Below are 25,245 nucleotides of genomic sequence, written 5' to 3'. Positions count from 1 at the left end.
ACCACACACGCGGGCGCTCCCGGCGGGGCAACGAAGCGGCGAGGAAGGGCAGACATGCCGAACGCGGACCACCACTGGCAGGGCGACCTCCTGCGTGACCTGAAGGGGCCGGTCCCGGCCGGAACCAGCGACTCCGGGGCCCCGGCGGCCCCGGAGACCCCGCGCCCCGCGGTTCCGCCCGCGCGGCCGGAACCGGAGACGCGGGCCCCCGCCGCCCGCGCCTGGCCCGGGTCGCCCACGCCTCCGCCCACCCCCGACTCGCTCCCCGTCCTCGACGAGGCGATGGCCGCCGTGGCGCGGCGGCCGGTGCGGGGCGAGCCCGTCGCCGTACGGGCCGCGCGCGCCGTGCGCCGTATCGTCTCCGGGTCCGCCGCCCGGGAGGTCGCCGCGCTCACCGGTACCGCCGAGGTGCTCCAGCAGCCGGTGACGACGGGGCGGCAGATCGCGGTCACGTCCATCCGGGGCGGCGCCGGCAAGACGACGGTGACCGCGCTGCTCGGCACCACGTACGCGCACTACCGGCAGGACCCGGTCCTCCTGGTGGAGGCCGACCCGGCCCTGGGCTCGCTGCCGTTGCGGCTGGGCGCCGACGCGCTGCGGTGGACCACGGCCGACCTGGCGGACATCGCCGCGCCGCAGATGTCGCTGCTCGACGTCACCGGCTACCTCGTCCAGCTCCCGGACAACGCCTGGCTGCTGCCCGGCAGCCAGGGCCGGATCGGGGCCATGGTCGACACCGTCACGTACGAACGGGTGATGGTCGCCCTGCGCCGCTACTTCGGGGTGACCGTGGTGGACTGCGAGACGCTGCCCGCCGAGGTCGCCCGGGTCGCCCTGTCCGCCGCGCAGGCCCGGGTGCTCGCGGCCCCCGCCACGCTCGACGGAGTGACCAGCACGTACGCCGTGCTGCAATGGCTCCGGGCACTCCCCCGGCACGTCATCGAGGGGACCGTCGTCGCGCTCTCCGTGACGACCCCGCGCCTCGGCATCGACGTCGGCGCGGCGGCGGAGCGCCTCGCGACGACCGGCGCCCGCGTGCACGTCCTGCCGTACGACCGGCACCTGGCGGCCGGCGGACCGCTGCGCACCGGACTGCTCTCCCGCCCGGCCCGGCTGGCCGCCACCCGCCTCGCCGCCGAGGTCTTCGAACTGTCCCAGAAGCGCCGGTGAGCCCGGTGCCGAGGGCCTGCCCCGCCCCTCCCGTGCGCCGCGCGACACCGTGCCCGTACCCCTGCGCCCACCCGGCCGAGATCCCCGGACGGAACCGATGAGCACCCGCCTGATCCACCGCCCCGCCCGCACGACGCGCCCGCCGGCCGGTTCCGAACCGCGCACCATCGAGGCGCCGCCCAACCTGCCCGAGGGCAAGTCCGGGAACATCGCGATGTCGCTGCTGCCGGTCGCCGGGGTCATGTCGTCCGTGGTGATGATGACGGTGGTCCGCAACAGCCAGTTCGCCGGGCTGGGCGCGATCATCCTCGTCGTCACGGTCATCGGCTCGGCGGTGCTGCTGCTCTCCCAGCGCGGCAAGGCGCAGCGGACCCGGCGCACCCAGCGCGAGGCGTATCTCGCCTATGTGGAGGACCTGCGCGAGGAGTTGTCGGCGGAGGAGCGGGCCCGGCGCGAGCAGGCGGACGTGCTGAACCCGTCCCCGTACGCCCTCTACGACATCGTGCGCGACCCGGCCCGGCTCTGGGAGCGGCGCAGGGCCGACGACGACTTCCTGCGGATACGGGCCGGCACGGGCGAGATGCCGCTGCGGGACCTCCGGATCGGCGAGCAGGGCTCGTCCGTCCTCACCCCGCCCGACCAGTTCATGCTCAACGAGGCGTCGGCCGTGGTGCAGCGGTTCCGCAACGGCACCGAACTCCCCCTGACCGTCCCGCTGGACCGGGCCGGGAACGTCAGCGTGGTCGGCCCCCGCGAGGACGGCCTGCGGGTCGTGCGCGCCCTGCTCGTCCAGGTGGCGGCCCTGCACGCGCCGGACGACGTGGCGATCGCGGTCGCCGCCTCCGGTGAGCGCATGGCCGACTGGGAATGGGCCAAGTGGCTGCCGCACCTGCTCGACCCCGAGCAGTCCGACGGCCCGGTCGCCGCCCGCCGCATCGCCCCCTCCGCCGAGCGGCTGGCCCGGCTCCTCGGGCCCGAGCTGCGCCGGCGCGCCTCGTACGCGGCGGAGGTGCGCCGGGGCCTGGCCGGGCGGGACGCGCTCGCGATGAACTCCCGGCTGCTCGTGGTGGTCGACGGGCACGGCGAGGACGCCGTGGACCTGCCGCGCCCCGACGACGCGGTCGGGCTGCGCGAGATGGGCGTGACGGTGGTGCACCTGCTCGGCCGGCGGGTCCAGGAACCGGACCACGTCAACGTGCGCCTCACCGTGGACGGCACGGACGTGCTCGTGGAGGACCTGCGTGCGGCGGAGACCGTCGAGTCGCACGGCACGGTGGACGAGGTCGGGGTGGACTTCGCGGAGGGCCTGGCCCGGATGATCGCGCCGCTGCGGCTGTCCGCCGAGTCCCTGGCCGACGCGCCGCTGGCCGGTCCGGTCGAGTTCGCCGCGATGCTGGGCATCCAGGACGTGGCGGCGCTGGACCTGGACCGGCTGTGGGCGCCGCGCGGCGAACGGGCCTTCCTGCGGGTGCCGATCGGGATCAGCGACGGGCACGAGCCGGTGCTCCTGGACCTCAAGGAGTCCTCCGAGCTGGGCATGGGCCCGCACGGGCTGTGCGTGGGCGCGACGGGCTCCGGCAAGTCGGAGCTGCTGCGCACCCTGGTCCTCGGCCTGGCGGCCACGCATCCGCCGGAGGACCTGGCACTCGTCCTGGTCGACTACAAGGGCGGTGCCACCTTCGCCCCGTTCGCGGACCTGCCGCACGTGGCGGGGGTCATCACCAACCTGGAGAACCAGGCGGGTCTGGTCGAGCGCGTCCACTCCTCGCTCGCCGGCGAGGTCAAACGCCGCCAGCAGGCCCTGAAGGACGCGGGCAACGTCGCCGACATCGGGGACTACGCCGCGCTGCGCGCGCGGAAGCGGCCGGACCTGGAGCCGCTGCCGCACCTGTTCGTGGTGATCGACGAGTTCGGCGAACTGCTCACCGCCAAGCCGGACTTCATCGACCTGTTCCTCTCCATCGGCCGGATCGGCCGCTCCATCGGGGTGCACCTGCTGCTGTCCAGCCAGCGCATCGAGAGCGGCAAGCTCAAGGGCCTGGAGACCTACCTCTCGTACCGGCTCGGTCTGCGCACCTTCTCCGCCGACGAGTCGCGGATGGTCCTGGACACCACGGACGCCTTCCACCTCCCGCCGCTGCCCGGCTTCGGCTTCCTCAAGGTGGACACCAGCCACTACACGCGCTTCAAGGCGGGTTACGTCTCCGGCGCGTACCGGGGGCCCGTCCGGACCGCGGACGAGGAGGAGACCGGACCCCTCGCCCTCCCCTACGAGGCGTACAACACCCTCGCCGGGCCGGAGAGCGGCCCGCAGGACCGCGAGCCGTCGGCCCGCCGCCGCGAGACCGGGCCGACCGAACTCGCGGTGATGGTGGACCAGCTGACCGGCGCGGCGCCCGGGGTGCGCAGCATCTGGCTGCCCCCGCTGCCCACGGCGGTCACCCTCGACGCCGTCGCCGGACCGCTGGACGCGGGGCCGCGCGGGATGCGGCTGACCGGGATGCGCCCGGACACGGGCAGGCCGGGCACCCGGCAGCGCGGCCCGCTCCTGGTGCCGCTCGGGCTGCTGGACGACCCGGCCAAGCAGTGGCAGGGGCAGTGGCTCCTGGACCTCACGGTGGCCGGCGGGCACGCGGCGGTCATCGGCGGCCCGCAGTCCGGCAAGACGACGCTGCTGCGCACCCTGGTCCTCTCGCTGGCCCTCACCCACACCCCGCAGGAGGTCGGCGTCTACGGCCTCGACCTGGTCGGCGGCGGCCTCCAGGCCCTCGCCGGGCTGCCGCACGTCGGCGGCGTCGCCGGCCGCGCCGACCGGGAGCGGGCCGCGCGCACGGTCGAGGAGGTGCGCGCGATGCTCACCCTGCGCGAGGACCTGTTCCGCGAGCACGGCATCGACTCGGTCGAGCAGCTGCGCGCCCTGCACGCGGCGGGCCGCCTGCCGCAGCTGGCGTCCGCCGAGATCGTCCTCGTCATCGACGGGTTCGGCGCGCTGCGCGACGACTTCGACGAGCTGGACGACGCGGTCGCGGACATCCTCAAGCGGGGTGGCGGCTACGGCATCCACGTCGTCGCCGGGATGCTCCGGTGGAACGACGTGCGCATCGCGATCCAGTCCAACTTCGGCACCCGTGTGGAGCTGCGGCTCAACGACCCGGGCGAGTCGAGCATCGACCGCAAGCTCGCCGAGACCCTCTCCCCCGACGAGCCGGGCCGCGTCCTCACCGACGGGAAGCTCTTCGCCCAGGTCGCCCTGCCCCGCACGGACGGGGTGGCGGAGACCGCGGACCTGGGAGCGGTCCTGGAGCGCGCCGCGCGCACGGTCCGGGCCACCTGGCACGGCGAGGTCGCCCAGCCGGTGCGGGTGCTGCCGCACGTCCTCGAACCGTCCCTGCTGCCCGGCCGGGCGGCGGAGCCGGAGCGGGTGCCGCTCGGCCTCGACCAGTCGGCCCTGGCGCCCGTGCTCCTCGACCTGTTCGGCCACGACCAGCACCTGCTGGTGCTCGGGGACAGCGAGTGCGGCAAGACGAACCTGCTGCGCGCGGTCGCCCAGGGGCTCGCCGACCGCTACGGCGAGGACGACCTCGTCTTCGCGGTGATGGACCCCCGGCGCTCGCTGCGCGGGGTGGTCCCGGAGGAGCTGAACGGCGGTTACGCGTACAACCCCAAGCTCTGCGCGGGCCTGTCGGCCGCGATCGCCGCCGAGCTGGAGAAGCGGCTGCCGGACGAGAACGCCCGCCTGGAGGACCTGGAGCCGGGAAGCTGGGGCCAGGGCCCGCGCATCGTGGTCCTGGTGGACGACTACGACGTGCTGACGACGGCGGGCCAGTCGCCGCTGGCCGCGTTCCTCCCGTACATCCCCTCCGCCGTGGACATCGGCCTGCACTTCGTCCTGTCGCGGCGCGTGGCGGGGGCGGCGCGCGGGATGTACGAGCCGGTGGTGCAGGGCCTGCGGGAGTCGGGGGCCTCGGCGCTGGTGATGTCCGGCGACCGCAGCGAGGGCCAGCTCTTCCCCGGTGTGTACGCCTCCCAACAGGCGGCGGGGCGTGGGGTCTTCATCCAGCGGGGGCGCCCGAACCGGCTGACGCAGACGGTGTACGTACCGCACTGACGTACCGCTTCGCAAAGCGCGGCCGACGGGGCGGCGGTCCACACGCCCCGTCACCGCGGCGATGTGGCCGAGTGCAGATTGCAGTAGCGACGCGCTGATTGATAGGCATAATGCTGGGACGGATACATCCGTTCAGGGTTTCGACGCATAGGGGGAAGCCGATGAAGTTCGACATGGGGTCCACGGTCCTGTCGACGCTGCTCAAGAACTCGCAGGGGTCCAGCACCGACCTGGGCACGCTGATCCGGCAGTTGATCGCCGCGGCGGAGCCGCTGGAGGGCAAGTTCAACGGCGCGGGCAAGGTCGCGTTCGACGACTTCAAGAACCGCTCCGACGAGATCACCGCGGCGCTGAACGCCTCGCTCTCCGGCATTCTGGGCGGTCAGCAGGGCATGGACGCGGCGTTCGGCTCGGGCGAGCAGGAACAGGGCGAGAACGCGCGTACACAGATGGCTTCGGCCAACTTCGACGCGGCCCGCTTCGGCGGCCGCTGAGCCGGCACGACCGGCACTTTCGACGCATCCGTACACATCCTGACGGGGAGACAAGAGTTATGGCAGGACACGGCGGCAACACGGACCGGCGGTCGTACGACACCGGAGCATCGACCGAGGTGCAGGGCAGCCTTCAGTCGGTGATCGCTCAGCTCGAACTGGTCATCACGGCCCGGGACGGCCAGGTCAAGGCCGCGATGGCCGACTTCACGGCGGACGGCGTGGCGGACGACTACCACGGCAAGGAACTCCGCTGGCAGGCGACCTCCCAGGAGGTCAAGAACATCATCCACCTTCTCCGCTCCACGCTGGAGAAGAACGACGGCACGGCCCACCAGACCCTGGCCCGCGCGAAGGCAGCCGTCGACAACATCGGCTGACGTTCACGACTCCGGGGGGGCGGCCGGTGACGGCTTGGGACATCAGACCGCAGGGTGTGCAGGGGCAGCTGAAGAAGGTCGGCACGCACGCCGGTGACCTGGAGAAGGCGTTGAACGCCCTGGTCACCGCGATGTCGGAGGCGGCGACGCACGCGGGCACGGCGGTCCCCGGCTCAGCGGCGTCGTTGCCGGTGGCCGGGCCGGTGGCGGTGGGGGCGGAGCCCCTCTCCCACCCCACCCTGGGGCCGGTCGCCGCGGCGCTCGGTACATACGTGACCGAGCGGAAGCCGCAGCTGAAGTCGATGGCGGAGCGCATCCAGGCCGCCGTGGTGGGCGCGGCGACGGCGACGAGCGAGTACGTGGAGGGCGACCTCGACACGGCCAAGCGGGCCCAGGACGCCGCCAAGTCCGTCCGCCTGGACGTGCTCAAGGACATACAGGCGGGCAAGTGAGCGAGAACGAGGCGGTCACCCCGTCCGGCATACCGGTCTTCACCGGCAACCTCGCCCTGCTGGACACCAGCGTGGCCACGCTGACGAAGAGTGCGGCGTCGACCGCCACCGCCGCCGGTGACGTCCACAGCAGCTTCGGCGGCCTCCAGGCGTTCTACAAGGCGCCGGAGGCCGACCAGCTGTTCGCGACGACGCAACCGGTCGCGGACCGGGGGACCTCCCTGAAGTCGGAGCTGGAGACGATCACGGCCGCGCTCTCCACGTACGCGTCGGACGCCGCCCCGCTGGTCGACAAGCTGAGGGAGCTCAAGCGCGAGGCCGAGTCCTTCGTCGTCCGGATCAAGGACGACGACAAGTGGCGCGAGGACGGGGACCTGGTCGAGGAGAACAACCGCCGCCACGACGAGATCGCCGAGACCTGGGCGGCGTTCCAGGCCGTGGAGCGGACCTGCCACGACAAGATCGTCGCCCTGGTCGGCGGGCCCGCGCTGAAGACCGACGACGGCTCCGGCAAGAAGGGCACCTACGGTTACGACGCCGAGACCCTCAAGCACGCCGAGGGCCTGCCCTGGGGCGACCCGGTCCAGGAGTCCAAGCCCTGGTGGCAACTGCACGAACACGTTTGGGACTTCGCCAAGGGGTTCTTCGTCGACGGCGTCTGGGGCACGATCAAGGGCCTGGGCACCCTGGTCGGCACCGACGGCTGGGACTCCGCCAAGCAGGCGTGGTCGGGCCTGGGGAAGCTCGCCACAGGCGTGGTGATCTCCGCCACCCCGTTGGCCGGCCTGTACTGGGGGCTGCCGGACGACCAGCTCCCCGCCTATCTGCGGGACTCCCGCAAGGCGATGAAGGAGACCGGCAAGGCGCTCCTGGCCTGGGACCAGTGGAGCGAGAACCCGTCCCGGGCGCTGGGCGCGGTGTCGTTCAACGTCGTCACGACGGTGTTCACCGGCGGTACGGGCAGCGCGGCCTCCGGTGCGGGAAAGGCGGCCGTCGCGGCGAAGGCCCTGTCCACGGTGGGCAAGGTGGGCCGGGTCGTGGACCCGATGACGTACGTCTTCAAGGGCGCGGGCATGGGCCTGACGAAGATCGGCGACGGCCTGGCGGCGCTCAAGGGCCTGGGGCAGCTCGAGATACCCACCTTCCCCGAGGGCACGGTCACCCTCCCGGAGGGCGCGTTCAAGCTCCAGGACGGCACCCTGCACCTGCCGGAGGGCGCGGCGGTCCCGGAGGCCGCGTTCGAGGTCCCGGCCAACTCCTTCAAGCTCCCGGCCGGCGCGGAGATCCCCCCGGGAGCCCTGGACCTGGGCGACGGCGTGGTCCGCCTCCCGGAGGGCGTACACCCCCCGGAGGGCGCCCTCCGCATACCCGAGGGCGCGTTGAAACTCCCCGAGGGCACGACGGCCCTCCCGGAGGACGTGATCCCGGGCGTGGACAAGCACGGCAACACGGTCTACCTGGACCGCCCGGGCAACGTCCTCGCGGAGGACGGCACCCTCCTCCAGCACAACTCGGCGGCCCGGCAGGAGGGGGCGGGGGCGCGGGCTTCGGCCTCGCCGGAGGAGGCGCTGGCCGGGGCGGGACGGTCGTCGGACACGGCGACGCACCATGCGGGCGGGGCAGGGCACGCCGTCGACAGCGGCGGCCCGGGGCCGTCCCGGCATCCGGCCGGTTCCGGCTCAGGCGGTACGCCTCCCCTCGGCCACGGAGGCGCCGGCTCCGGCTCCGGCGGAACCTCGGGACCGGCGCGCCCACCGGTGCCGCGTCCCGCTTTCATGGCCGACGGCCCGAACCCGTACGGCAAACAGGGTTCGCTGACCCGGGAGCAGATCGAGGAGATCCAGGTCTATCGGGCGAACGAGGAGCCGGGGTACCGCGAGCACTATTACCGAAAGGACGGCACCCGCAGGGACACCGATGTCCTCGACGCGAGCGGATTCGCGCCTCCGCAGCTCACACAGCTGGTGGACAACGGCCCGTGGGTCCGCGCCAAGGACGCCCCCGCACCGCCGAAGCCCCGCTTCCTCGACCCCGAGTACATCCGCGTACGGGCGGACACGGTCACCAGTCGCGTAAGGCTCAGAATCCTTGATGTCGCGGCCCAGAAGCGATTCGCCGCCATTCAGCTCGACAACCTCATGGAGAAGTGGAAGGCAGAGGCCGGCAGCCTCCACGACACGCACAAAGATATTGAGTCCGATCAGCTTCTGAGAGAGTCGACCGACCTCTACAAGCAAACCCACAGGGACATGGGCGAAGCAGCTGAAGAGTTCGGGGAGGCGGCAGCTGAGCATCACTACATAGCGGAACGCTATCCGGACTTCAAACGGCAGGAACTGCGCGGTCCCGCGAATGGAAACGACCAGTTCGACCAGGTGTGGGTACACGAGGACGGCCGCGTGGTCGTCATCGAGGCGAAGAGCAGCACCGGTACGGAACTCGGTCAGCGCAAGCTGCCAGACGGATCGAAGGTCTCCCAAGGAAGCAAGGAGTACTTCGAGGACATCCTCAATCAAATGGAAAGGAGAAATGAGACAGTAGCGCTCGACGCCATCAGAAAAGCAGCGAAGAGCGGCGACCTTGAATATGTCGTAGTCAAGGGCGAGAGAAATTCGGGCCGGTACACTGGCTACCGGTATCGAAGGTTCGACATCAGCAAGGGGACTCTTTCATGACGGTAGTTGTTGCGCGCCACGACCTCCAGGGGGAGGCTGACACAGAGGCACTGGCCAACCGGCTGAGCGAGCGCCTGGTCGAGGAAATCAACGACTTGGAGGAGTCAGCAGCCCTGCTCGATTTCACGTTCGGTTCCTCCATTCTGGGGTTCCGTGCCCGCTGTGCCATCGATCCGCGGGCCTCCAAGGTGGAGACGTGGGAAGCCACGGTCAACGCCATGCAGGTCAGCTCAGCTCTGTTCGCCGCAAGCGCGGTGAACGAAGGAACCGTCGAGTGCCGGATCAACCGGAAGCTGCGCACCATCCCCGCCGCCGGCTCCATGGTCCTGGCCAACGCGGGTAACTGGCTGTCCGCCTTCTGGCTGGCCGTCATCTGCCGTGACCAGGAACGGATGACCCTGCTCAGCGAAATCCCGCTGGAGCGGCTGCGGTCGCCGCAGGGGCAGTACGACGAGTACATCTACCACTGGGTCGACGCCCTTCAGACCTGGTGGCTCCGTGGCCCCGGCCTCGCCGACAAACTGATCGCCACCATCGAGGCATCCGACCCGGCCGTCGCACGGATCGCCCCCCGAGACCTGATGGACGGCGTCCTCTACCCGCCCATCAACCTCTTCTACCACTACGTCCGCCAAGACCGAGACGGCTTCACTCCCGCCCTTGCCGACGCGCTGAAACTCCACAAGGCGTACTGGACCCTCACCGAGGACCGGACCACTGACATCGACGGCAGCGTCGCCCTCGGCCCCCTCGCCATCGCCTGCCTCGCCCACGACGCCGACTTCCCCCTCGACATCGAATCCGACTACCTCCCCCACCACCTCCTCCAGCGCACCTGGATCGGCGAATTCCCCACCTGAGGAAGCAAAGCGCGAACGCGCTATTCCCCGGGACGCCCGAAGAGTTCCGCTCCCGAACGCAGCGCGGCGACCATGTCCACCCGGTTCACGGGTCCGCTCGCCTTGTGGCCCGTGATCACGGCGCGGGGAAGGTAGTCGCTCTCCACGGCAGGGGTCCAGCCCCGGCGGCGGTACGCCAGTGCGGCGAGCGCCAGAGGTGTGAGCGGCAGGAGGGAGCTGGGGTGCGTACTGACTTCACCGAACGACCTGTACGTGAGAAGCAGTTGGCTCATCGCCGCGTCGAACCCCTCCCCGTCCCCGGCCGCAAGGGCGCGCAGCGCCAAGAGGGCGAGGTAATCGGTGCGCCCCCCGACGTCGCTCCCCAGTTCGGCGCCGAACGCGCGGATCCGGGCGAGCCCGCCGTCGAGCGCCGCGAGCACCTGCGCCTCCGTGGGCGGGTAGTCCGCGTCGTCGTCGCCCAGGTCCCCCAGTACGTACGCCATGAGGCCGTCGGCGAGCGCGTCCACGGGGAAGCGGGCCTCCTCCCGAGGCTTCCGCGCGTGGTAGAACGCCTCCCGGTGGCGCTCGACCGTATCCGTGAGCACCGCCAGGCAGAAGGCGTCGAGCCAGTCGGACGGCCCGAGGGAAACAGGGCTTCCGTCCGCACCCGCGTCGTAGGACACCCCGAAGTTCACGTAGTCCAGGGAGACCGTGAAGGGGTGGCCCGGGAAATACGCGGCGAAGGCTACGGCGCCCGTCGCCGCCTGCTCGGCGGCACGGAGGACGAATTCCGCCTGCGGGGTGTCGAGCGCGGGGTGAGTGACGGACAGCGCACCGAGATGGTCGAGGAACTCCCCCGCCAGCAGGGACCAGTCGTTGGCGGTCATCCGCTCGGAGGACAGGCTCCGCACGAGCCCGCCGATCCGCCCCTCGAATCCGTCCCGCGCAGCCGAGACGCGTGCCTCGTCGATTACATGCCGCTCGATGTGCACAGCTCCACCGTTTCGTCTCGCTCGTGTCCGGCCGGGCGCAGGTCGCGCATCACCCTACTGACCGACCGTCCCCGCGTGCTCAGCATCACCCTGGACAGCCCCGTGACCGCCGGGTAACTTTTAACCATGACTGAGCAAGCGCTTAGCCATGCCCCAGAAGACGTAGCACCAGAAGACGCAGAACTCGCAGCCGACCAGGGAGGCACCCCGTGCGCCGTACGGTATTCAACGAGGACCACGAGGCGTTCCGGGAGACCATCCGGGCGTTCATCGCGGCCGAGGTCGTGCCCGTGTACGAGGAGTGGTTCGCCGCCGGGCAGGCTCCGCGCGACTTCTACAAGCAGCTCGGTGAGCTGGGCGTCTTCGGGATCAACGTGGACGAGGAGTACGACGGGGCGGGCATCGACTCGCACAAGTACGAGGCCATCATCTACGAGGAGACCGCCCGGGCCGGCGTCTCCTTCGGCGGCTCCGGCGTGCACACGCTGCTCGGCCTGCCGTACATCAAGATGCTCGCCACCGACGAGCAGAAGAAGCGCTGGCTGCCGAAGTTCGTCACCGGCGAGGAGATGTGGGCCCTCGCGATGACCGAGCCGGGCACCGGGTCGGACGTCGCGGGCATGAAGACCACCGCGAAGCTCTCCGAGGACGGCACGCACTACGTCCTCAACGGCGCCAAGACGTTCATCACCGGCGGCGTCCACGCCGACCGCGTCATCGTCTGCGCCCGCACCTCCGCCCCGCGCGAGGACGACCGCCGCTTCGGCATCTCGCTGTTCGCCGTGGACACCAAGTCCGAGGGCTACTCCATCGGCCGCAAGCTCGACAAGCTGGGCCTGAAGGTCTCCGACACCGCCGAGCTGGCGTTCGTGGACGTCAAGGTGCCCGCCGAGGACCTCCTCGGCGAGGAGAACAAGGGCTTCGGCTACCTCGGGACCAACCTGGCCTCCGAGCGCTGGGGCATCGCCTTCGGCGCGTACGCCCAGGCCGCCGCCGCCGTGCGGTTCGCCAAGGAGTACGTCCAGGAGCGCACCGTCTTCGGCAAGACCGTCGCCTCGTTCCAGAACACCAAGTTCGAGCTGGCCGCCTGCCAGGCCGAGGTGGACGCGGCCCAGGCCGTCGCCGACCGCGCCCTGGAGGCGCTGGACGCCGGTGAGCTGACCGCCGCCGAGGCCGCCTCCGCGAAGCTGTTCTGCACCGAGGTCGCGCACCGCGTGATCGACCGCTGCCTCCAGCTGCACGGCGGCTACGGCTTCATGAACGAGTACCCGATCGCCCGCCTGTACGCGGACAACCGCGTCAACCGCATCTACGGCGGCACCAGCGAGGTCATGAAGTCGATCATCGCCAAGTCCATGGGCCTGTAGGGACCGCCTTCCTCCCATGAGCACCGCACTCGATTCCCTGCTCGATCTGCTCGACCTGGAGCGGATCGAGCAGGACATCTTCCGGGGCGCCAGCCGCTCGGCGGTCGTGCCCCGGGTCTTCGGCGGACAGGTCGCGGCCCAGGCGCTCGTCGCCGCGGGCCGCACCGTCCCCGTCGACAGGTCCGCCCACTCGCTGCACGCGTACTTCCTGCGCATGGGCGACCCGGGCGCGCCGATCGTCTACACCGTGGACCGCATCCGCGACGGCCGCTCCTTCGCCACCCGCCGGGTCGTCGCCGTCCAGCACGGGCAGCCGATCTTCCACCTCTCCGCGTCCTTCCAGACGTACGAGGACGGTCTTGAGCACCAGGCGGACATGCCGCCCGCCCCGGACCCGGAGACGCTGCCCACCGCCGCCGAGATGCTGCCCCGCTACGCCGACCGGTTCAGCGAGCCGGGCATGGTGGACCGGCTGGTCGAGGCCCGGGCCGCGGTCGATCTGCGGTACGTGGACGCGCCGCCGTTCGGCACGGCGGGCGAACCCCGCGAGCCCCGGTCGCAGGTGTGGTTCCGTACCAACGGCAAGCTGGCCGACGACCCGCTGCTGCACGTCTGCATGGCGACGTACGTCTCCGACATGACGCTGCTCGACTCCGTGCTCCTCGCCCACGGGCGCGGCGGCTGGGCGGTCGGGGACGTCGTCGGGGCCAGCCTGGACCACGCGATGTGGTTCCACCGGCCGTTCCGGGCCGACGAGTGGCTGCTGTACGACCAGGAGTCGCCGTCCGCTTCCGGCGGGCGCGGCCTCGGCCAGGCCCGCATCTACACCCAGGACGGCCGTCTCGCGATCACCGTCATCCAGGAGGGTGTGGTCCGGGTCCCCCGGTGACCGGCCGCGCGTCGGACATGAGCGGGCCGTGCGCGGACATACTCACCGGCATGACTGACGCGAAAAGCAGTGGCGGGGGGTCCACGTTCACCGTCGTCGTCGCGGCGCTGGCCAATCTCGGCATCGCCGTGGCGAAGGCGGTCGCCGGGCTGATCAGCGGGTCGAGCGCGATGCTCTCCGAGGCGGCCCACTCCGTCGCCGACACCGTCACGGAGGTCCTGCTGCTCACCGCGCTCAAGCGCAGCGAGAAGCCGGCCGACGACGACCACCCGCTGGGGTACGGCCCCGAGCGGTACATCTGGGCGCTGCTGGCCTCCGTCGCCACGTTCGTCGGCGGCGCGGTCTTCTCGATCTACGACGGGGTGCACACGCTGCTCGCGGGCGAGGACCTGGGTTCGCCGCTGCTCTCGTACCTGGTACTGGTGGTGGCGTTCCTGCTGGAGGGCTTCTCGCTGCGGACCGGGCTCAAACAGGTCCGCGAGGAGGCCGAGGAACTGGGCGCGCCCGCCCGGCACTACTTCCGGCGCACCCCGGACACCGCCGTCAAGGCCGTCGTGATGGAGGACTCGGCGGCCCTGCTCGGCCTGCTGCTCGCGGCGGGCGGGCTGCTCGGCGGCCAGCTGACCGGGTCCGGGGTGTGGGACGGCATCGCCTCACTGCTGATCGGGGCGCTGCTGGTGTACGTGGCGTGGGTGCTCGGCAAGTCCAACATCCAGCTGCTGATCGGGCGGCCGGTGTCGCGGCCGATGCGGGACGGCATCCGGGAGGAGCTGCTCGGCGTCGAGCACCTCATCTCCGTACTGGAGCTGACCACGCTCATCCAGGGACCGGACGAGATCCTGGTCGCCGCGAAGGTCGACTTCCGGGACACCGTCACCGCCGAGGAGGTCGAGACGGCGTGCGAGGAGGCCGAGCGCCGGCTGCGGCAGCGCTACGCGTCCATCAAACGGGTGTACCTGGACCCCACGTCGGGGCGCGAGGCACGCCGCCGGGCGCGGGCGGCGGCGGAGGATGAGGAGGGGTCCTGACGCCTCAGAGCAGCCCCGCCGCGTCCAGCAGGTAGTCCGTCATCGGGTCGTAGAAGCGCGGGTCGAGGACGTGGTCGTCCAGCGGGACCGCCACCTGGAGGGTGCCCTCGGACTCGCCGAGGAAGAGCGCGGGGTCGTTGCAGTCCGCGTAGCCGATGGCGTCCAGGCCGCGCTGGGCGGCGCACCCGGCCCAGCCGTGGTCGGCGACGACGAGGTCGGGCAGCGGGCGTCCCTCGCGCTCCAGACCGTCGAGGATGGCCGCCATCGGGGCCGGGGAGTGGGTGTGCCAGAGCGTCGCGCCGCGCTCCTGGACGGCGACGTCCGCGAACTGGAAGACCATGCCCTCGTCGGCCATCAGCCCGCCGGGGATGCGGACGATCTCGCAGCCCGCCGCCCGCAGCGCCTGCGCGGTCTGCCGGTGGACGTCCAGCAGGCCGCCGGGGTGGCCGGTGGCGAAGAGGACCCGCTCGGCGCCCTCGACGGCCTTGCGGAGCCGGGCGGCGGCCCGCTCCAGGGCGTCCACGGTCAGCTCGGGGTCGATGGTGTCCTGGCCGAACCGGTGCTCCGGGTCGTCGCTGACCCCGCACCGCTCGGCCATCACGGCCAGCACGTCCTGCTCGTCGCGCCACCGGTCGCCCAGCTCCAGGCCCAGCCAGTAGTGCCGGTCCCCGTTGGCCAGGCTGCGGTAGTGGGCCAGGTTGTTGTCGCGCGGGGTGGCGACGTCCCCCGCGATGCGCGTACGGACGAGGTGTTCGACGAGGGCGGCGCGGCTGGGTATCGGCATGGGGCCATTGTGCCGTGGCGCGTGCCCGGCGTCCCGGGCGTCCGGGGGCCGGTCAGTCCCGGCCGGACTCCGGCCGGTCCCCCGCCGCCGCGAACGCGCCCCGGGCCAGCCGGTGCAGCAGCGCGGCCGTCTCGGTGCGGCCGGGCAGCGCGCCGGGACTCCGGACAGACCCCAGGTGCGGGGTGGAGTTGAGCAGGCCGAAGACCGCGTGGACGGCGGCGCGGGCCTCGTGCTCCGGGAGGTCCGGGTAGAGGTCGCGGACGACGGCGACCCAGACCTCGACGTACTGCCGCTGGAGCCGGCGCACCCGCTTGCGGTCGGTGTCCCGCAGGCGGTCCAGCTCCCGGTCGTGCAGGGTGATCAGGGGGCGGTCGTCGAGGGCGAAGTCGATGTGGCCCTCGATGAGCGCGTCCAGCAGGGCCTCGGGCGACCCGTCGCCGGAGGCGGCGTCCTCGGAGACCCGGAGCTCGCCGCCGGCCAGCAGCCGCTCGCTGATGCCGACGAGGAGCTCGGCGAGCATCGCGTCCTTGCCGGGGAAGTGGCGGTAGAGGCCGGGGCCGCTGATGCCGACGGCGGCCCCTATCTCGTCTACGCCGACCCCGTGGAAGCCGCGCTCGGCGAAGAGCCGGGCGGCCTCCCGGAGGATCTGCTCGCGGCGGGTGGGGGCCGCGACGCGGGCGGCGGCATGGGTGCTCATGAGCAGCCATTCTAGACAGGCGGGTTAGCGCTCGTTAACCTGTAGCCACGTTAACGCTCATTAACACGGTGGCGTTGGCGATCGGAACGGCGCGGTACGGGCAAGGGGGCTCGACACGATGCAGCAGGCACCGGTGCTGACGAGCGCGGCGGATCCCGCCTCGGCGGCCTGGCAGGCCAACGAGGCGGCGCACCACGCGCTCGCCGACGAGCTGCGCAAGCGGCTCGCCACGGCCAGGCTCGGCGGAGGTGAGAGGGCCCGCGCCCGGCATGTGGCGCGCGGCAAGCTGCTGCCCAGGGAGCGGGTGGACACCCTGCTCGACCCGGGCTCGCCCTTCCTGGAGCTGGCCCCGCTGGCGGCCGAGGGGCTCTACGGGGGCGCGGCGCCGGCCGCCGGGGTGATCGCCGGGATCGGCCGGGTCAGCGGCCGGGAGTGCGTGGTCGTCGCCAACGACGCGACCGTCAAGGGCGGCACGTACTACCCGATGACCGTGAAGAAGCACCTGCGGGCCCAGGAGGTGGCGCTGGAGAACCGTCTCCCCTGCCTGTACCTGGTGGACTCGGGCGGCGCCTTCCTGCCGATGCAGGACGAGGTCTTCCCGGACCGCGAGCACTTCGGCCGGATCTTCTACAACCAGGCCCGGATGTCGGGCGCCGGCGTCCCGCAGATCGCGGCGGTCCTCGGCTCCTGCACGGCCGGCGGGGCGTACGTCCCGGCGATGAGCGACGAGGCCGTCATCGTCCGGAACCAGGGCACGATCTTCCTGGGCGGCCCGCCGCTGGTGAAGGCCGCCACCGGCGAGGTGGTCACGGCCGAGGAGCTGGGCGGCGGCGAGGTGCACTCCCGTACGTCGGGCGTCACCGACCACCTCGCGGAGGACGACGCGCACGCACTGCGCATCGTGCGGAACATCGTGGCCACGCTGCCGGACCGGGGCGCGCTGCCCTGGTCGGTGCGGCCGGTCGAGGAGCCGAAGGTGGACCCGGCCGGGCTGTACGGCGTGGTCCCGGTCGACTCGCGCACGCCGTACGACGTGCGCGAGGTGATCGCCCGGGTGGTCGACGGCTCCCGGTTCGCCGAGTTCAAGGCGGAGTACGGCACGACGCTGATCACCGGCTTCGCGCACATCCACGGCCACCCGGTCGGGATCGTCGCCAACAACGGCATCCTGTTCTCCGAGTCCGCCCAGAAGGGCGCCCACTTCATCGAGCTGTGCGACCAGCGCGGCATCCCACTGGTCTTCCTGCAGAACATCTCGGGGTTCATGGTCGGCCGGGACTACGAGGCCGGCGGCATCGCCAAGCACGGCGCGAAGATGGTCACCGCCGTCGCCTGCACCCGGGTGCCGAAGCTGACCGTCGTCGTCGGCGGCTCCTACGGCGCGGGCAACTACTCCATGTGCGGCCGGGCCTACAGCCCCCGGTTCCTGTGGATGTGGCCCAACGCCAAGATCTCCGTCATGGGCGGCGAGCAGGCCGCGTCCGTCCTCGCCACGGTCAAGCGCGACCAGCTGGGCGACGACTGGAGCGCCGAGGACGAGGAAGCCTTCAAGGCCCCGATCCGCGAGCAGTACGAGACCCAGGGCAACGCGTACTACGCCACCGCCCGGCTCTGGGACGACGGGGTGATCGACCCGCTGGAGACCCGGCAGGTGCTGGGGCTCGCCCTGACCGCGTGCGCCAACGCGCCCTTGGGCGACGCCGGCTTCGGCGTCTTCCGGATGTGAGGAAGAGATGACGATGTTCGACACGGTCCTCGTCGCCAACCGCGGCGAGATCGCGGTCCGGGTCATCCGGACCCTGCGCGAGCTGGGCGTGCGCTCGGTCGCCGTCTTCAGCGACGCGGACGCCGACGCGCGGCACGTACGGGAAGCCGACACGGCGGTCCGGATCGGCCCCGCGCCCGCCTCCGAGAGCTACCTCGACGCCGACCGCCTCCTGGAGGCCGCCCGCCGCACCGGCGCGCAGGCGGTCCACCCCGGCTACGGCTTCCTGGCGGAGAACGCGGCGTTCGCCCGGGCGTGCACGGAGGCGGGGCTGGTCTTCATCGGGCCGCCCGCCGCCGCGATCTCGCTGATGGGCGACAAGATCCGGGCCAAGGAGACGGTCGCCGCGGCGGGCGTCCCCGTCGTGCCCGGCTCCTCCGGGAGCGGGCTGAGCGACGCCGAGCTGGCGGAGGCGGCGGCCGGGATCGGCATGCCCGTGCTGCTGAAGCCCTCGGCGGGCGGCGGCGGCAAGGGCATGCGGCTGGTCCGGGACGCGGCGCTGCTCGCGGACGAGATCGCGGCGGCCCGGCGCGAGGCCCGCGCCTCCTTCGGCGACGACACGCTGCTGGTGGAGCGGTGGATCGACCGGCCACGCCACATCGAGATCCAGGTCCTGGCCGACGCGCACGGCAACGTGGTGCACCTGGGCGAGCGCGAGTGCTCGCTCCAGCGCCGCCACCAGAAGATCATCGAGGAGGCCCCGTCCGTCCTGCTGGACGAGGCGACCCGGGCCTCGATGGGCGAGGCGGCCGTCCAGGCGGCCCGCTCCTGCGGGTACGTCGGCGCGGGCACGGTGGAGTTCATCGTCCCCGGCAACGACCCGTCCTCGTACTACTTCATGGAGATGAACACCCGCCTCCAGGTCGAGCACCCGGTGACCGAGCTGATCACCGGACTCGACCTGGTGGAGTGGCAGCTGCGCGTCGCCGCCGGCGAGCCGCTGCCGTACGGGCAGGAGGACATCACACTCACCGGGCACGCCGTGGAGGCCCGGGTCTGCGCCGAGGACCCGGCCCGCGGCTTCCTGCCCTCGGGCGGTACGGTGCTCGCGCTGCGCGAGCCGCAGGGCGGCGGGGTCCGCACCGACTCGGGGCTCGCCGAGGGCGGCGAGGTCGGCAGCCTGTACGACCCGATGCTGTCCAAGGTCATCGCGTACGGCCCCGACCGGGCGACCGCCCTGCGCAGGCTGCGGGTGGCCCTCGCGGACACCGTCGTCCTCGGCGTCCCGGTCAACGCGGGCTTCCTGCGCCGGCTGCTGGCCCACCCGGCCGTCGTGGCGGGCGAGCTGGACACCGGCCTGGTGGAGCGGGAGGTGTCCGCGCTGGTCCCGGACGGCGTGCCGGAGGAGGTGTACGCGGCGGCCGCGCTGCTGCGGCAGCACACCGCGTCCGCCGCCGCCCGCCCCGCCCCCGGCGCCTGGGCCGACCCGTTCTCCGCCGGGAACGGCTGGCGGCTCGGCGGCGCCCCGGCCCGGACGGTGCTCGACTTCCACATCCCGGGCCACGAGCCGGTCCAGGTGGGCCTGCGGCCGTGCGGCGGCGGGGACACGGAGCTGACCTTCGGCCATGTCGGCGAGGGCGCGGGCCCGCCCACCCCGGAATCGGGCTCCTGCGGACCGCTGGGACCGCTGCCCGGCACGGCGGAGAAGGCCAGGACCCTGTCGGCCGGTGACGGCCGGATCGCGTTCGAGCTCGCCGGGGTCACCCATGTGTTCGCGTACGCGGTCTCCCCGGAGGGGCACTGGCTCGGCCGGGACGGCGACAGCTGGCACGTCCGCGACCACGACCCGGTCGAGGCGTCGCTGACCGGTGCCGCCCGCTCCGGCGCGGACACGCTCGCCGCGCCCATGCCCGGGACGGTGACCGTGGTGAAGGTGGCCATCGGGGACGAGGTGGCCGCCGGGCAGAGCCTGCTGGTGGTGGAGGCGATGAAGATGGAGCACGTCATCTCCGCGCCGCACGCCGGCACCGTGACCGAACTCGACGTGACCGCCGGGACCACGGTGGCCATGGACCAGGTGCTCGCCGTGGTCGTGCCCGCCGCCGGCGCCGGGGAGGAAGCGTGACCACCACCACCCGTGCCCTGCCGATGACCGTGCCCGCCGAGGGGCTGCCCGCCCGGGTCCGCATCCACGAGGTCGGCGCCCGTGACGGCCTGCAGAACGAGAAGGAGGTCGTCCCGACCGAGGTGAAGGCGGAGTTCATCCGCCGGCTCGCGGTCGCCGGGCTGACCACCATCGAGGCCACCAGCTTCGTGCACCCCAAGTGGGTTCCCCAACTGGCCGACGCCGAGCGGCTGTTCCCGATGCTCGGCGACATCGCGGACGTCGGCGACGTGGCGCTGCCGGTCCTCGTGCCGAACGAACGCGGGCTGGACCGGGCGCTGGCGCTCGGGGCCCGCGGGATCGCGGTGTTCGGCTCGGCGACGGAGACGTTCGCCGCCCGCAACCTGAACCGCACGGTGGACGAGTCGCTGGCGATGTTCGCGCCGGTGGTGGCCCGGGCCAAGGCAGAGTCGGCGCACGTGCGCGGCTACCTGTCGATGTGCTTCGGCGACCCCTGGGAGGGCGCCGTGCCCGTCCCGCAGGTCGTCCGGGTCGCCAGGGCGCTGATGGACCTCGGCTGCGACGAGCTGTCCCTCGGCGACACCATCGGCGTCGCCACCCCCGGCCACGTGACCGCGCTGCTGACCGCGCTGAACGAGGCGGGGGTGGCCACCGACGTGATCGGGGTGCACTTCCACGACACGTACGGGCAGGCCCTGTCCAACACCCTGGCCGCGCTGCGGCACGGCGTGTCCACGGTGGACGCGTCGGCCGGCGGCCTCGGCGGCTGCCCGTACGCGAAGAGCGCGACCGGAAACCTCGCCACCGAGGATCTCGTGTGGATGCTCGACGGCCTCGGCATCGAAACCGGGGTCGACCTCGACGAGCTCACCGCCACCAGCGTGTGGCTCGCCGGACACCTGGGCCGACCCAGCCCTTCCCGCACCGTCCGCGCACTCGCGGCGCAGTGAACGCCCACAAGGAGAACGTTTCCATGTCCCTGGACCACCGGCTGACCGCCGAGCACGAGGAACTGCGCCGTACCGTCGAGGAGTTCGCGCACGACGTCGTCGCCCCGAAGATCGGCGACTTCTACGAGCGGCACGAGTTCCCGTACGAGATCGTGCGCGAGATGGGGCGGATGGGCCTGTTCGGGCTGCCCTTCCCGGAGGAGTACGGCGGGATGGGCGGCGACTACCTCGCGCTCGGCATCGCCCTGGAGGAGCTGGCCCGGGTCGACTCCTCGGTCGCGATCACGCTGGAGGCCGGGGTCTCGCTGGGCGCGATGCCGGTGTACCGCTTCGGCACCGAGGAGCAGAAGCGGCGGTGGCTGCCGAAGCTCTGCTCGGGCGAGGCGCTGGGCGCGTTCGGCCTGACCGAGCCGGACGGCGGTTCGGACGCGGGCGGCACCCGGACGACCGCCGTGCGCGACGAGGCCACGGGCGAGTGGGTGATCAACGGCTCCAAGTGCTTCATCACCAACTCCGGTACGGACATCACGGAGTTGGTGACGGTCACGGCGGTGACCGGCCGCAAGGAGAACGGCGCCCCGCTGATCTCCTCGATCATCGTCCCCTCCGGCACCCCCGGCTTCACGGTGGCCGCCCCCTACTCCAAGGTCGGCTGGAACGCCTCGGACACCCGCGAGCTGTCCTTCGCCGACGTGCGCGTCCCGCTGGAGAACCTGCTCGGCGAGGAGGGCCGGGGCTACGCGCAGTTCCTGCGCATCCTGGACGAGGGCCGCATCGCCATCGCGGCGCTCTCGACGGGCCTGGCGCAGGGCTGTGTGGACGAGTCGGTGAAGTACGCCGCCGAGCGGCACGCCTTCGGGAAGCCGATCGGCGCCAACCAGGCCATCCAGTTCAAGATCGCGGACATGGAGATGCGGGCCCACATGGCCCGCATCGGCTGGCGCGACGCGGCCTCCCGCCTGCTGGCGGAGGAGCCGTTCAAGAAGGAGGCGGCCATCGCCAAGCTGTACTCCTCGACGGTGGCCGTGGACAACGCCCGCGAGGCGACCCAGATCCACGGCGGCTACGGCTTCATGAACGAGTACCCGGTGGCCCGGATGTGGCGCGACTCCAAGATCCTGGAGATCGGCGAGGGCACCAGCGAGGTCCAGCGCATGCTGATCGCCCGCGAGCTGGGGCTGCAGGCCTGAACCCACGAGGCCGGGCGCGCCACGGGGCCGCCCGGCCGAAGGACCTTCAGTCCGTCCCTCCCGAATCGCTCCGTTGACCGGGACTCCCGTGGGGATGGCCGGAGCTCCAGGTCTGAGGCACTCCGCACGGTCCGGCCCGCGTGCGATGCGTAAAACGCACCTAGGGCGTGTTTCGAAAGTCCCACCTGTCCGGCGACGCCTGGCACGCACGCTCGCCGCGTTGTCGGGATCACCCCGATACACCCAGTATCGGGGCGACCCTCCGCCTTGCGATCGCACGCACCAGACGCCGCCGGACCCGCCCTCCGGGCGGACGGCGCTACGTTCGAAACACGCCCTAGCCCGCAGGGGGCTCGATGGCCAATGATCGGAGCATGCGCGCACAGGACAAGCAGGACGCCGCCCCTCGCCCGGTCCGTACGGAGCCCGCTGCCGCGCGCTCGGCCGCCGCCGCGGGTCCGGCCGTGGTCTCCGGGGCCGTGGGGCCGTCCGGACCGGTCGGCCTGGTCGGGATGGCCGGTCTCACCGGTCCTACGGACGCGGTCGGCTCCGGAGGCGCGGTGCCCGGGGGCCGGCTGGGGGCGTTGCAGCGCTCCCTGGGCAACGCCGCCGTCGTCCGGGCGCTGGAGGGGCAGTGGCAGGCCGACTGCCGCGTCCCCGGTCTCCCTCACGGGCACGGCCAGTCGGCGCCCGTACAGCGCCATGAGCATGGGCCGTCCTGCGGGCGCGGCGAGCCGGCTCCCGTACAGCGCTCGTCCGTGCCGGACGTGCTGCGTGGCCCCGGGCGGCCGCTGGGCGAGGCCGTGCGTACGGAGATGGAGGCACGGCTCGGCGCCGACTTCTCCGACGTGCGGCTGCACACCGGGCCGGCCGCCCAGCGCTCGGCGGCCGAGGTCGGGGCCCGCGCCTACACCTCGGGCGCCCATGTCGTCATCGGTTCCGGCGGCGCGGACCGGCACACGCTGGCCCATGAGCTGACGCACGTCATCCAGCAGCGCCAGGGGCCGGTCGCGGGCACCGACAACGGGTCGGGGCTCCGGATCTCGGACCCCTCCGACCGCTTCGAGCGAGCGGCGGAGGAGAACGCCCGCCGGGTTCTGGCCGGTCCCGCGCCCACCGGGGCGGCGTCCGTGCAGCGGACGGCGGACGGCCCGGCCCGTACCGGCGGGAAGGTCGCCGTACAGCGCGTGAGGGAGGGCGAGGTGCCCTTCGACCACGCCCAGTACTACGCGCACACGGACTGGCAGGCGTCGGCCGAGCAGTTCGAGCAGCGGCTCGGCGGGTACGCCTTCCGGCATCCGAAGGCGCTCGCGGCGGCGCGCAAGACGGTGAACCGGCTCAAGCAACTGCTCATCAAGTACAGCCGTATCGAGCACAAGGACTCCGCGCTCGCCAACAAGTCGTTCTTCAAGGACGACCGGACGAGCGCCGGGCAGGTGGGCGAGAAGATGACCACCGCCCAGATCAACGACTTCTTCTCCCGGGACGGCAACGTCCGTGAGCTGATCACGGCCGTCTACAACGCCGCCTACTACAACAAGGGCGCCGAGCTGTCGCTCAAGAACATCCTCAACAGCATCATCGGGCCCAAGCCGCAGCTGGCGTCGACCCTCGGCATGAATCAGGAGGAGCTGAAGAAGCACTCCGCGTTCCTCAACGGCTGGTCCCGGCTGCCCCTGTGGGCCGGGGCGAGCGCCGTCGGCAAGGGGTACAACTACGAGAAGGACCCGTATGCCCTGGGCGGCCTGCTGTGGCAGTCGGACTCGGAGACCGTGGCCGGCGACACCCGCGAGATGATCAGCAGCCAGGGGCCGCGCAAGGAGCGCAGCGCGGCCGGAAAACTGGCCAACCGCAAGACCCCCCGTGACTACGAGACCCGCGGCGCCCCGCTCAGCGCGCGCGAGCTGGAGTTCGCGGGAAAGCCGGGGCCCGACGACAAGCTGCCCTGGAACGAGGGCGCGGCCTACTGGGAGATCCAGCAGAACGAAAGCTGGCCGAAGGCGAACGCCGAGCGAGGCATCCCGATCGTCGCCGGCATGTCCGGCACCACGACCCGGATGCTCAAGACCTTCCAGTGGATCAACGTGCCCGGGGTGGACGCCTTCGACTACCGGATGGCGCTGATGGGCTGGATGCTGCCGTCCTGGGACCACTCCCTCTACGAGATCCTGCGCGGCTCCTGGGCGGCCGGGGTCAAGGGACCGGGCGAGACAGCCGCCCGGGCGGGCAAGGGCGCGGCGCTGATGTACCAGACGATCGCGCCCTTCACGGAGGAGGAGCTGCGGGAGAACGTCTGCGTCGACGGGCAGTTCCCGCACGAACTGATGTATCTCGCGCAGGCCAACACGGCCCGTGCGGTCGACCCCGCGGCGAGCGGCTTCATGGAGCCCGGCCAGGTCACAGCCGGTGAAGTACCGGGCAGATACGCCGACTTCCTCGCGGGAGACACGACGCCCACGCCGGAGATCGCCGATTGGAAGGCGCGGAACAACGGCGCCTCCACCGAGACCCTCGCGAAGCGGCTCAAGCCCGCCCACGCGACCGCGCTGATGGCCTACACCGGGGGCGCGCACCAGATGATCAACTCAGTGGTGCGCAGCCGGCTGCTGCCCGAGGGGTACGCGCCGTACGGCACCACCGGCCTGGCCGCCGCAGGTGCCGAAGCGCTCTCACTGCAACAGATCAAGAGGCAGCTCAAGTGGGCCGCGCAGGACCCCGGTGCCGAGGAGGTGAACACCCTCGACGAGGACCCGGTGATCGCGCCGCAGCTCGCGGCCGCCCGGGGCGCGGACCCGGCGGCCAAGAAGGCGGCCGTCGCCGTCATCGACGCGCGCGTCGACCTTCTCGCGCCCGTGCTCTTCGAGGAGATGAAGGCGCACGCCGACATGACGATGGAGGCGCTGAAGCGGCTTCCTCCCGTCACCGGCACCGTCTTCCGCGGCGACTGGAACGCGGGCGGCGACGAGTCGGTGTACCGGCTCGGCAAGCAGGCGGCGCTGAACTACCGGCCGGGATCCGTCTTCACCACCTCCTTCGACAGCACCAGCCGGGACGAGCCCGTGGCCATGGACTTCATGCGCGGCCAGAAGGTCTCCGGCAAGACGACGCACCGCATTCTGCTGGAGCTGACGCTGACCGGGAAGTACGGCCGCGACGTCGAGCCCTTCCACCGCTACCAGGCCACCGAGGCGGAGGTCCTGCTCATGCCGGGCGCGAACTTCAAGGTGACCAGGAGCGAGTGGAAGCAGGATCCGCACCACGACGCGACGAAGGGCGGCAGCGCCTGGTACGAGCATGTCTGGGCGACGGAGGCATGAGGGCGGCGCCCCGTCCACAGGGCCGGACCCGGTAGACAGGTCGACAAACACTGAGGTTAGGCTAGCCTTCCTTCGAACGTGTC

The 25,245-nt window shown here is 72.0% G+C and carries 18 protein-coding genes; 15 read left to right on the top strand and 3 right to left on the bottom strand.

Annotation, left to right across the window (positions count from 1 at the left end):
* Positions 1–54 precede the first annotated feature (54 nt).
* The 7 genes from G3I41_RS15780 (at position 55) to G3I41_RS15750 (ending at position 10,139) form a co-directional block, all read left to right on the top strand.
* The gene (locus tag G3I41_RS15780; RefSeq protein WP_164400837.1) at positions 55–1,170 is read left to right on the top strand and encodes a MinD/ParA family protein; all 1,116 of its coding nucleotides are present in this window, start codon (positions 55–57) and stop codon (positions 1,168–1,170) included.
* Positions 1,171–1,267: 97 nt separating this feature from the next.
* Positions 1,268–5,278, top strand: a complete 4,011-nt coding sequence (gene eccCa / locus G3I41_RS15775) for a type VII secretion protein EccCa (RefSeq protein ID WP_164400836.1) — start codon at positions 1,268–1,270, stop codon at positions 5,276–5,278.
* 161 nt (positions 5,279–5,439) lie between these two features.
* Positions 5,440–5,772, top strand: a complete 333-nt coding sequence (locus G3I41_RS15770; protein WP_164400835.1) for a hypothetical protein — start codon at positions 5,440–5,442, stop codon at positions 5,770–5,772.
* 59 nt (positions 5,773–5,831) lie between these two features.
* Positions 5,832–6,152: a pore-forming ESAT-6 family protein gene (locus G3I41_RS15765; RefSeq protein ID WP_164400834.1), complete on the top strand. Its 321-nt coding sequence runs from the start codon at positions 5,832–5,834 to the stop codon at positions 6,150–6,152.
* Positions 6,153–6,178: 26 nt separating this feature from the next.
* Positions 6,179–6,604 carry a DUF6507 family protein gene (locus G3I41_RS15760; protein ID WP_164400833.1) on the top strand — a complete coding sequence of 142 codons (426 nt, stop codon included), beginning with the start codon at positions 6,179–6,181 and terminating at the stop codon, positions 6,602–6,604.
* Positions 6,601–9,279: a hypothetical protein gene (locus tag G3I41_RS15755; protein ID WP_164400832.1), complete on the top strand. Its 2,679-nt coding sequence runs from the start codon at positions 6,601–6,603 to the stop codon at positions 9,277–9,279. Before G3I41_RS15760 ends, G3I41_RS15755 begins: the two co-directional genes overlap by 4 nt.
* Complete coding sequence (locus G3I41_RS15750; RefSeq protein WP_164400831.1) at positions 9,276–10,139, top strand: immunity 49 family protein; 864 nt, start codon at positions 9,276–9,278, stop codon at positions 10,137–10,139. Before G3I41_RS15755 ends, G3I41_RS15750 begins: the two co-directional genes overlap by 4 nt.
* A 20-nt stretch (positions 10,140–10,159) precedes the next feature.
* Here the strand turns inward: G3I41_RS15750 and G3I41_RS15745 are convergent, their stop codons facing one another.
* Positions 10,160–11,110, bottom strand: a complete 951-nt coding sequence (locus G3I41_RS15745; RefSeq protein WP_343242139.1) for an Imm49 family immunity protein — start codon at positions 11,108–11,110, stop codon at positions 10,160–10,162.
* 209 nt (positions 11,111–11,319) lie between these two features.
* On the opposite strand from G3I41_RS15745, the gene G3I41_RS15740 reads away from it, so the two are divergent.
* The 3 genes from G3I41_RS15740 to G3I41_RS15730 are packed head-to-tail and all read left to right on the top strand — an operon-like array spanning position 11,320 to position 14,394.
* A complete protein-coding gene (locus G3I41_RS15740; protein WP_164400830.1) occupies positions 11,320–12,477 on the top strand; it encodes an acyl-CoA dehydrogenase family protein in 1,158 nt (385 codons plus the stop codon).
* Positions 12,478–12,493: 16 nt separating this feature from the next.
* The gene (tesB, locus tag G3I41_RS15735) at positions 12,494–13,366 is read left to right on the top strand and encodes an acyl-CoA thioesterase II (protein WP_164400829.1); all 873 of its coding nucleotides are present in this window, start codon (positions 12,494–12,496) and stop codon (positions 13,364–13,366) included.
* Between the two features lie 50 nt (positions 13,367–13,416).
* Positions 13,417–14,394: a cation diffusion facilitator family transporter gene (locus G3I41_RS15730; RefSeq protein WP_203601131.1), complete on the top strand. Its 978-nt coding sequence runs from the start codon at positions 13,417–13,419 to the stop codon at positions 14,392–14,394.
* A 4-nt stretch (positions 14,395–14,398) separates the two neighbouring features.
* Here G3I41_RS15730 and G3I41_RS15725 read toward each other — a convergent pair whose 3' ends face one another.
* Both G3I41_RS15725 and G3I41_RS15720 read right to left on the bottom strand, forming a co-directional pair.
* Entirely contained in the window at positions 14,399–15,178 is a 780-nt protein-coding gene (locus G3I41_RS15725) for a phosphatase (RefSeq protein WP_073965093.1), read from the bottom strand.
* A 52-nt stretch (positions 15,179–15,230) separates the two neighbouring features.
* Positions 15,231–15,875: a TetR/AcrR family transcriptional regulator gene (locus G3I41_RS15720; RefSeq protein WP_164400827.1), complete on the bottom strand. Its 645-nt coding sequence runs from the start codon at positions 15,873–15,875 to the stop codon at positions 15,231–15,233.
* Positions 15,876–15,993: 118 nt separating this feature from the next.
* On the opposite strand from G3I41_RS15720, the gene G3I41_RS15715 reads away from it, so the two are divergent.
* From G3I41_RS15715 to G3I41_RS15695, 5 genes are all read left to right on the top strand, one after another.
* Positions 15,994–17,601, top strand: coding sequence for a carboxyl transferase domain-containing protein (locus G3I41_RS15715; RefSeq protein ID WP_164400826.1), 1,608 nt, complete (start codon positions 15,994–15,996; stop codon positions 17,599–17,601).
* A gap of 7 nt (positions 17,602–17,608) precedes the next feature.
* The gene (locus tag G3I41_RS15710; protein WP_164400825.1) at positions 17,609–19,705 is read left to right on the top strand and encodes an acetyl/propionyl/methylcrotonyl-CoA carboxylase subunit alpha; all 2,097 of its coding nucleotides are present in this window, start codon (positions 17,609–17,611) and stop codon (positions 19,703–19,705) included.
* Between the two features lie 23 nt (positions 19,706–19,728).
* Entirely contained in the window at positions 19,729–20,655 is a 927-nt protein-coding gene (locus G3I41_RS15705) for a hydroxymethylglutaryl-CoA lyase (protein WP_164400848.1), read from the top strand.
* Between the two features lie 23 nt (positions 20,656–20,678).
* Positions 20,679–21,845 carry an acyl-CoA dehydrogenase family protein gene (locus G3I41_RS15700; protein WP_164400824.1) on the top strand — a complete coding sequence of 389 codons (1,167 nt, stop codon included), beginning with the start codon at positions 20,679–20,681 and terminating at the stop codon, positions 21,843–21,845.
* Positions 21,846–22,219: 374 nt separating this feature from the next.
* Entirely contained in the window at positions 22,220–25,162 is a 2,943-nt protein-coding gene (locus G3I41_RS15695) for a DUF4157 domain-containing protein (RefSeq protein WP_239081650.1), read from the top strand.
* Positions 25,163–25,245: the final 83 nt, after the last annotated feature.

It is taken from the genome of Streptomyces sp. SID9727 (assembly GCF_010550605.1).
Classification (GTDB): Bacteria; Actinomycetota; Actinomycetes; order Streptomycetales; family Streptomycetaceae; genus Streptomyces.
The sequence above is the reverse complement of the archived record's forward strand: the minus strand, read 5'-3'. Positions and strand labels throughout refer to the sequence as shown.

What these genes read in the sequence shown, in the direction of transcription:
- G3I41_RS15780 (WP_164400837.1), top strand. Translation starts at nt 55, where the DNA reads ATGCCGAACGCGGACCACCACTGGCAGGGCGACCTCCTGCGTGACCTG.
- eccCa (WP_164400836.1), top strand. Translation starts at nt 1,268, where the DNA reads ATGAGCACCCGCCTGATCCACCGCCCCGCCCGCACGACGCGCCCGCCG.
- G3I41_RS15770 (WP_164400835.1), top strand. Translation starts at nt 5,440, where the DNA reads ATGAAGTTCGACATGGGGTCCACGGTCCTGTCGACGCTGCTCAAGAAC.
- G3I41_RS15765 (WP_164400834.1), top strand. Translation starts at nt 5,832, where the DNA reads ATGGCAGGACACGGCGGCAACACGGACCGGCGGTCGTACGACACCGGA.
- G3I41_RS15750 (WP_164400831.1), top strand. Translation starts at nt 9,276, where the DNA reads ATGACGGTAGTTGTTGCGCGCCACGACCTCCAGGGGGAGGCTGACACA.
- tesB (WP_164400829.1), top strand. Translation starts at nt 12,494, where the DNA reads ATGAGCACCGCACTCGATTCCCTGCTCGATCTGCTCGACCTGGAGCGG.
- G3I41_RS15730 (WP_203601131.1), top strand. Translation starts at nt 13,417, where the DNA reads ATGACTGACGCGAAAAGCAGTGGCGGGGGGTCCACGTTCACCGTCGTC.
- G3I41_RS15725 (WP_073965093.1), bottom strand. Translation starts at nt 15,178, where the DNA reads ATGCCGATACCCAGCCGCGCCGCCCTCGTCGAACACCTCGTCCGTACG.
- G3I41_RS15720 (WP_164400827.1), bottom strand. Translation starts at nt 15,875, where the DNA reads ATGAGCACCCATGCCGCCGCCCGCGTCGCGGCCCCCACCCGCCGCGAG.
- G3I41_RS15715 (WP_164400826.1), top strand. Translation starts at nt 15,994, where the DNA reads ATGCAGCAGGCACCGGTGCTGACGAGCGCGGCGGATCCCGCCTCGGCG.
- G3I41_RS15710 (WP_164400825.1), top strand. Translation starts at nt 17,609, where the DNA reads ATGACGATGTTCGACACGGTCCTCGTCGCCAACCGCGGCGAGATCGCG.
- G3I41_RS15705 (WP_164400848.1), top strand. Translation starts at nt 19,729, where the DNA reads ATGACCGTGCCCGCCGAGGGGCTGCCCGCCCGGGTCCGCATCCACGAG.
- G3I41_RS15700 (WP_164400824.1), top strand. Translation starts at nt 20,679, where the DNA reads ATGTCCCTGGACCACCGGCTGACCGCCGAGCACGAGGAACTGCGCCGT.
- G3I41_RS15695 (WP_239081650.1), top strand. Translation starts at nt 22,220, where the DNA reads ATGCGCGCACAGGACAAGCAGGACGCCGCCCCTCGCCCGGTCCGTACG.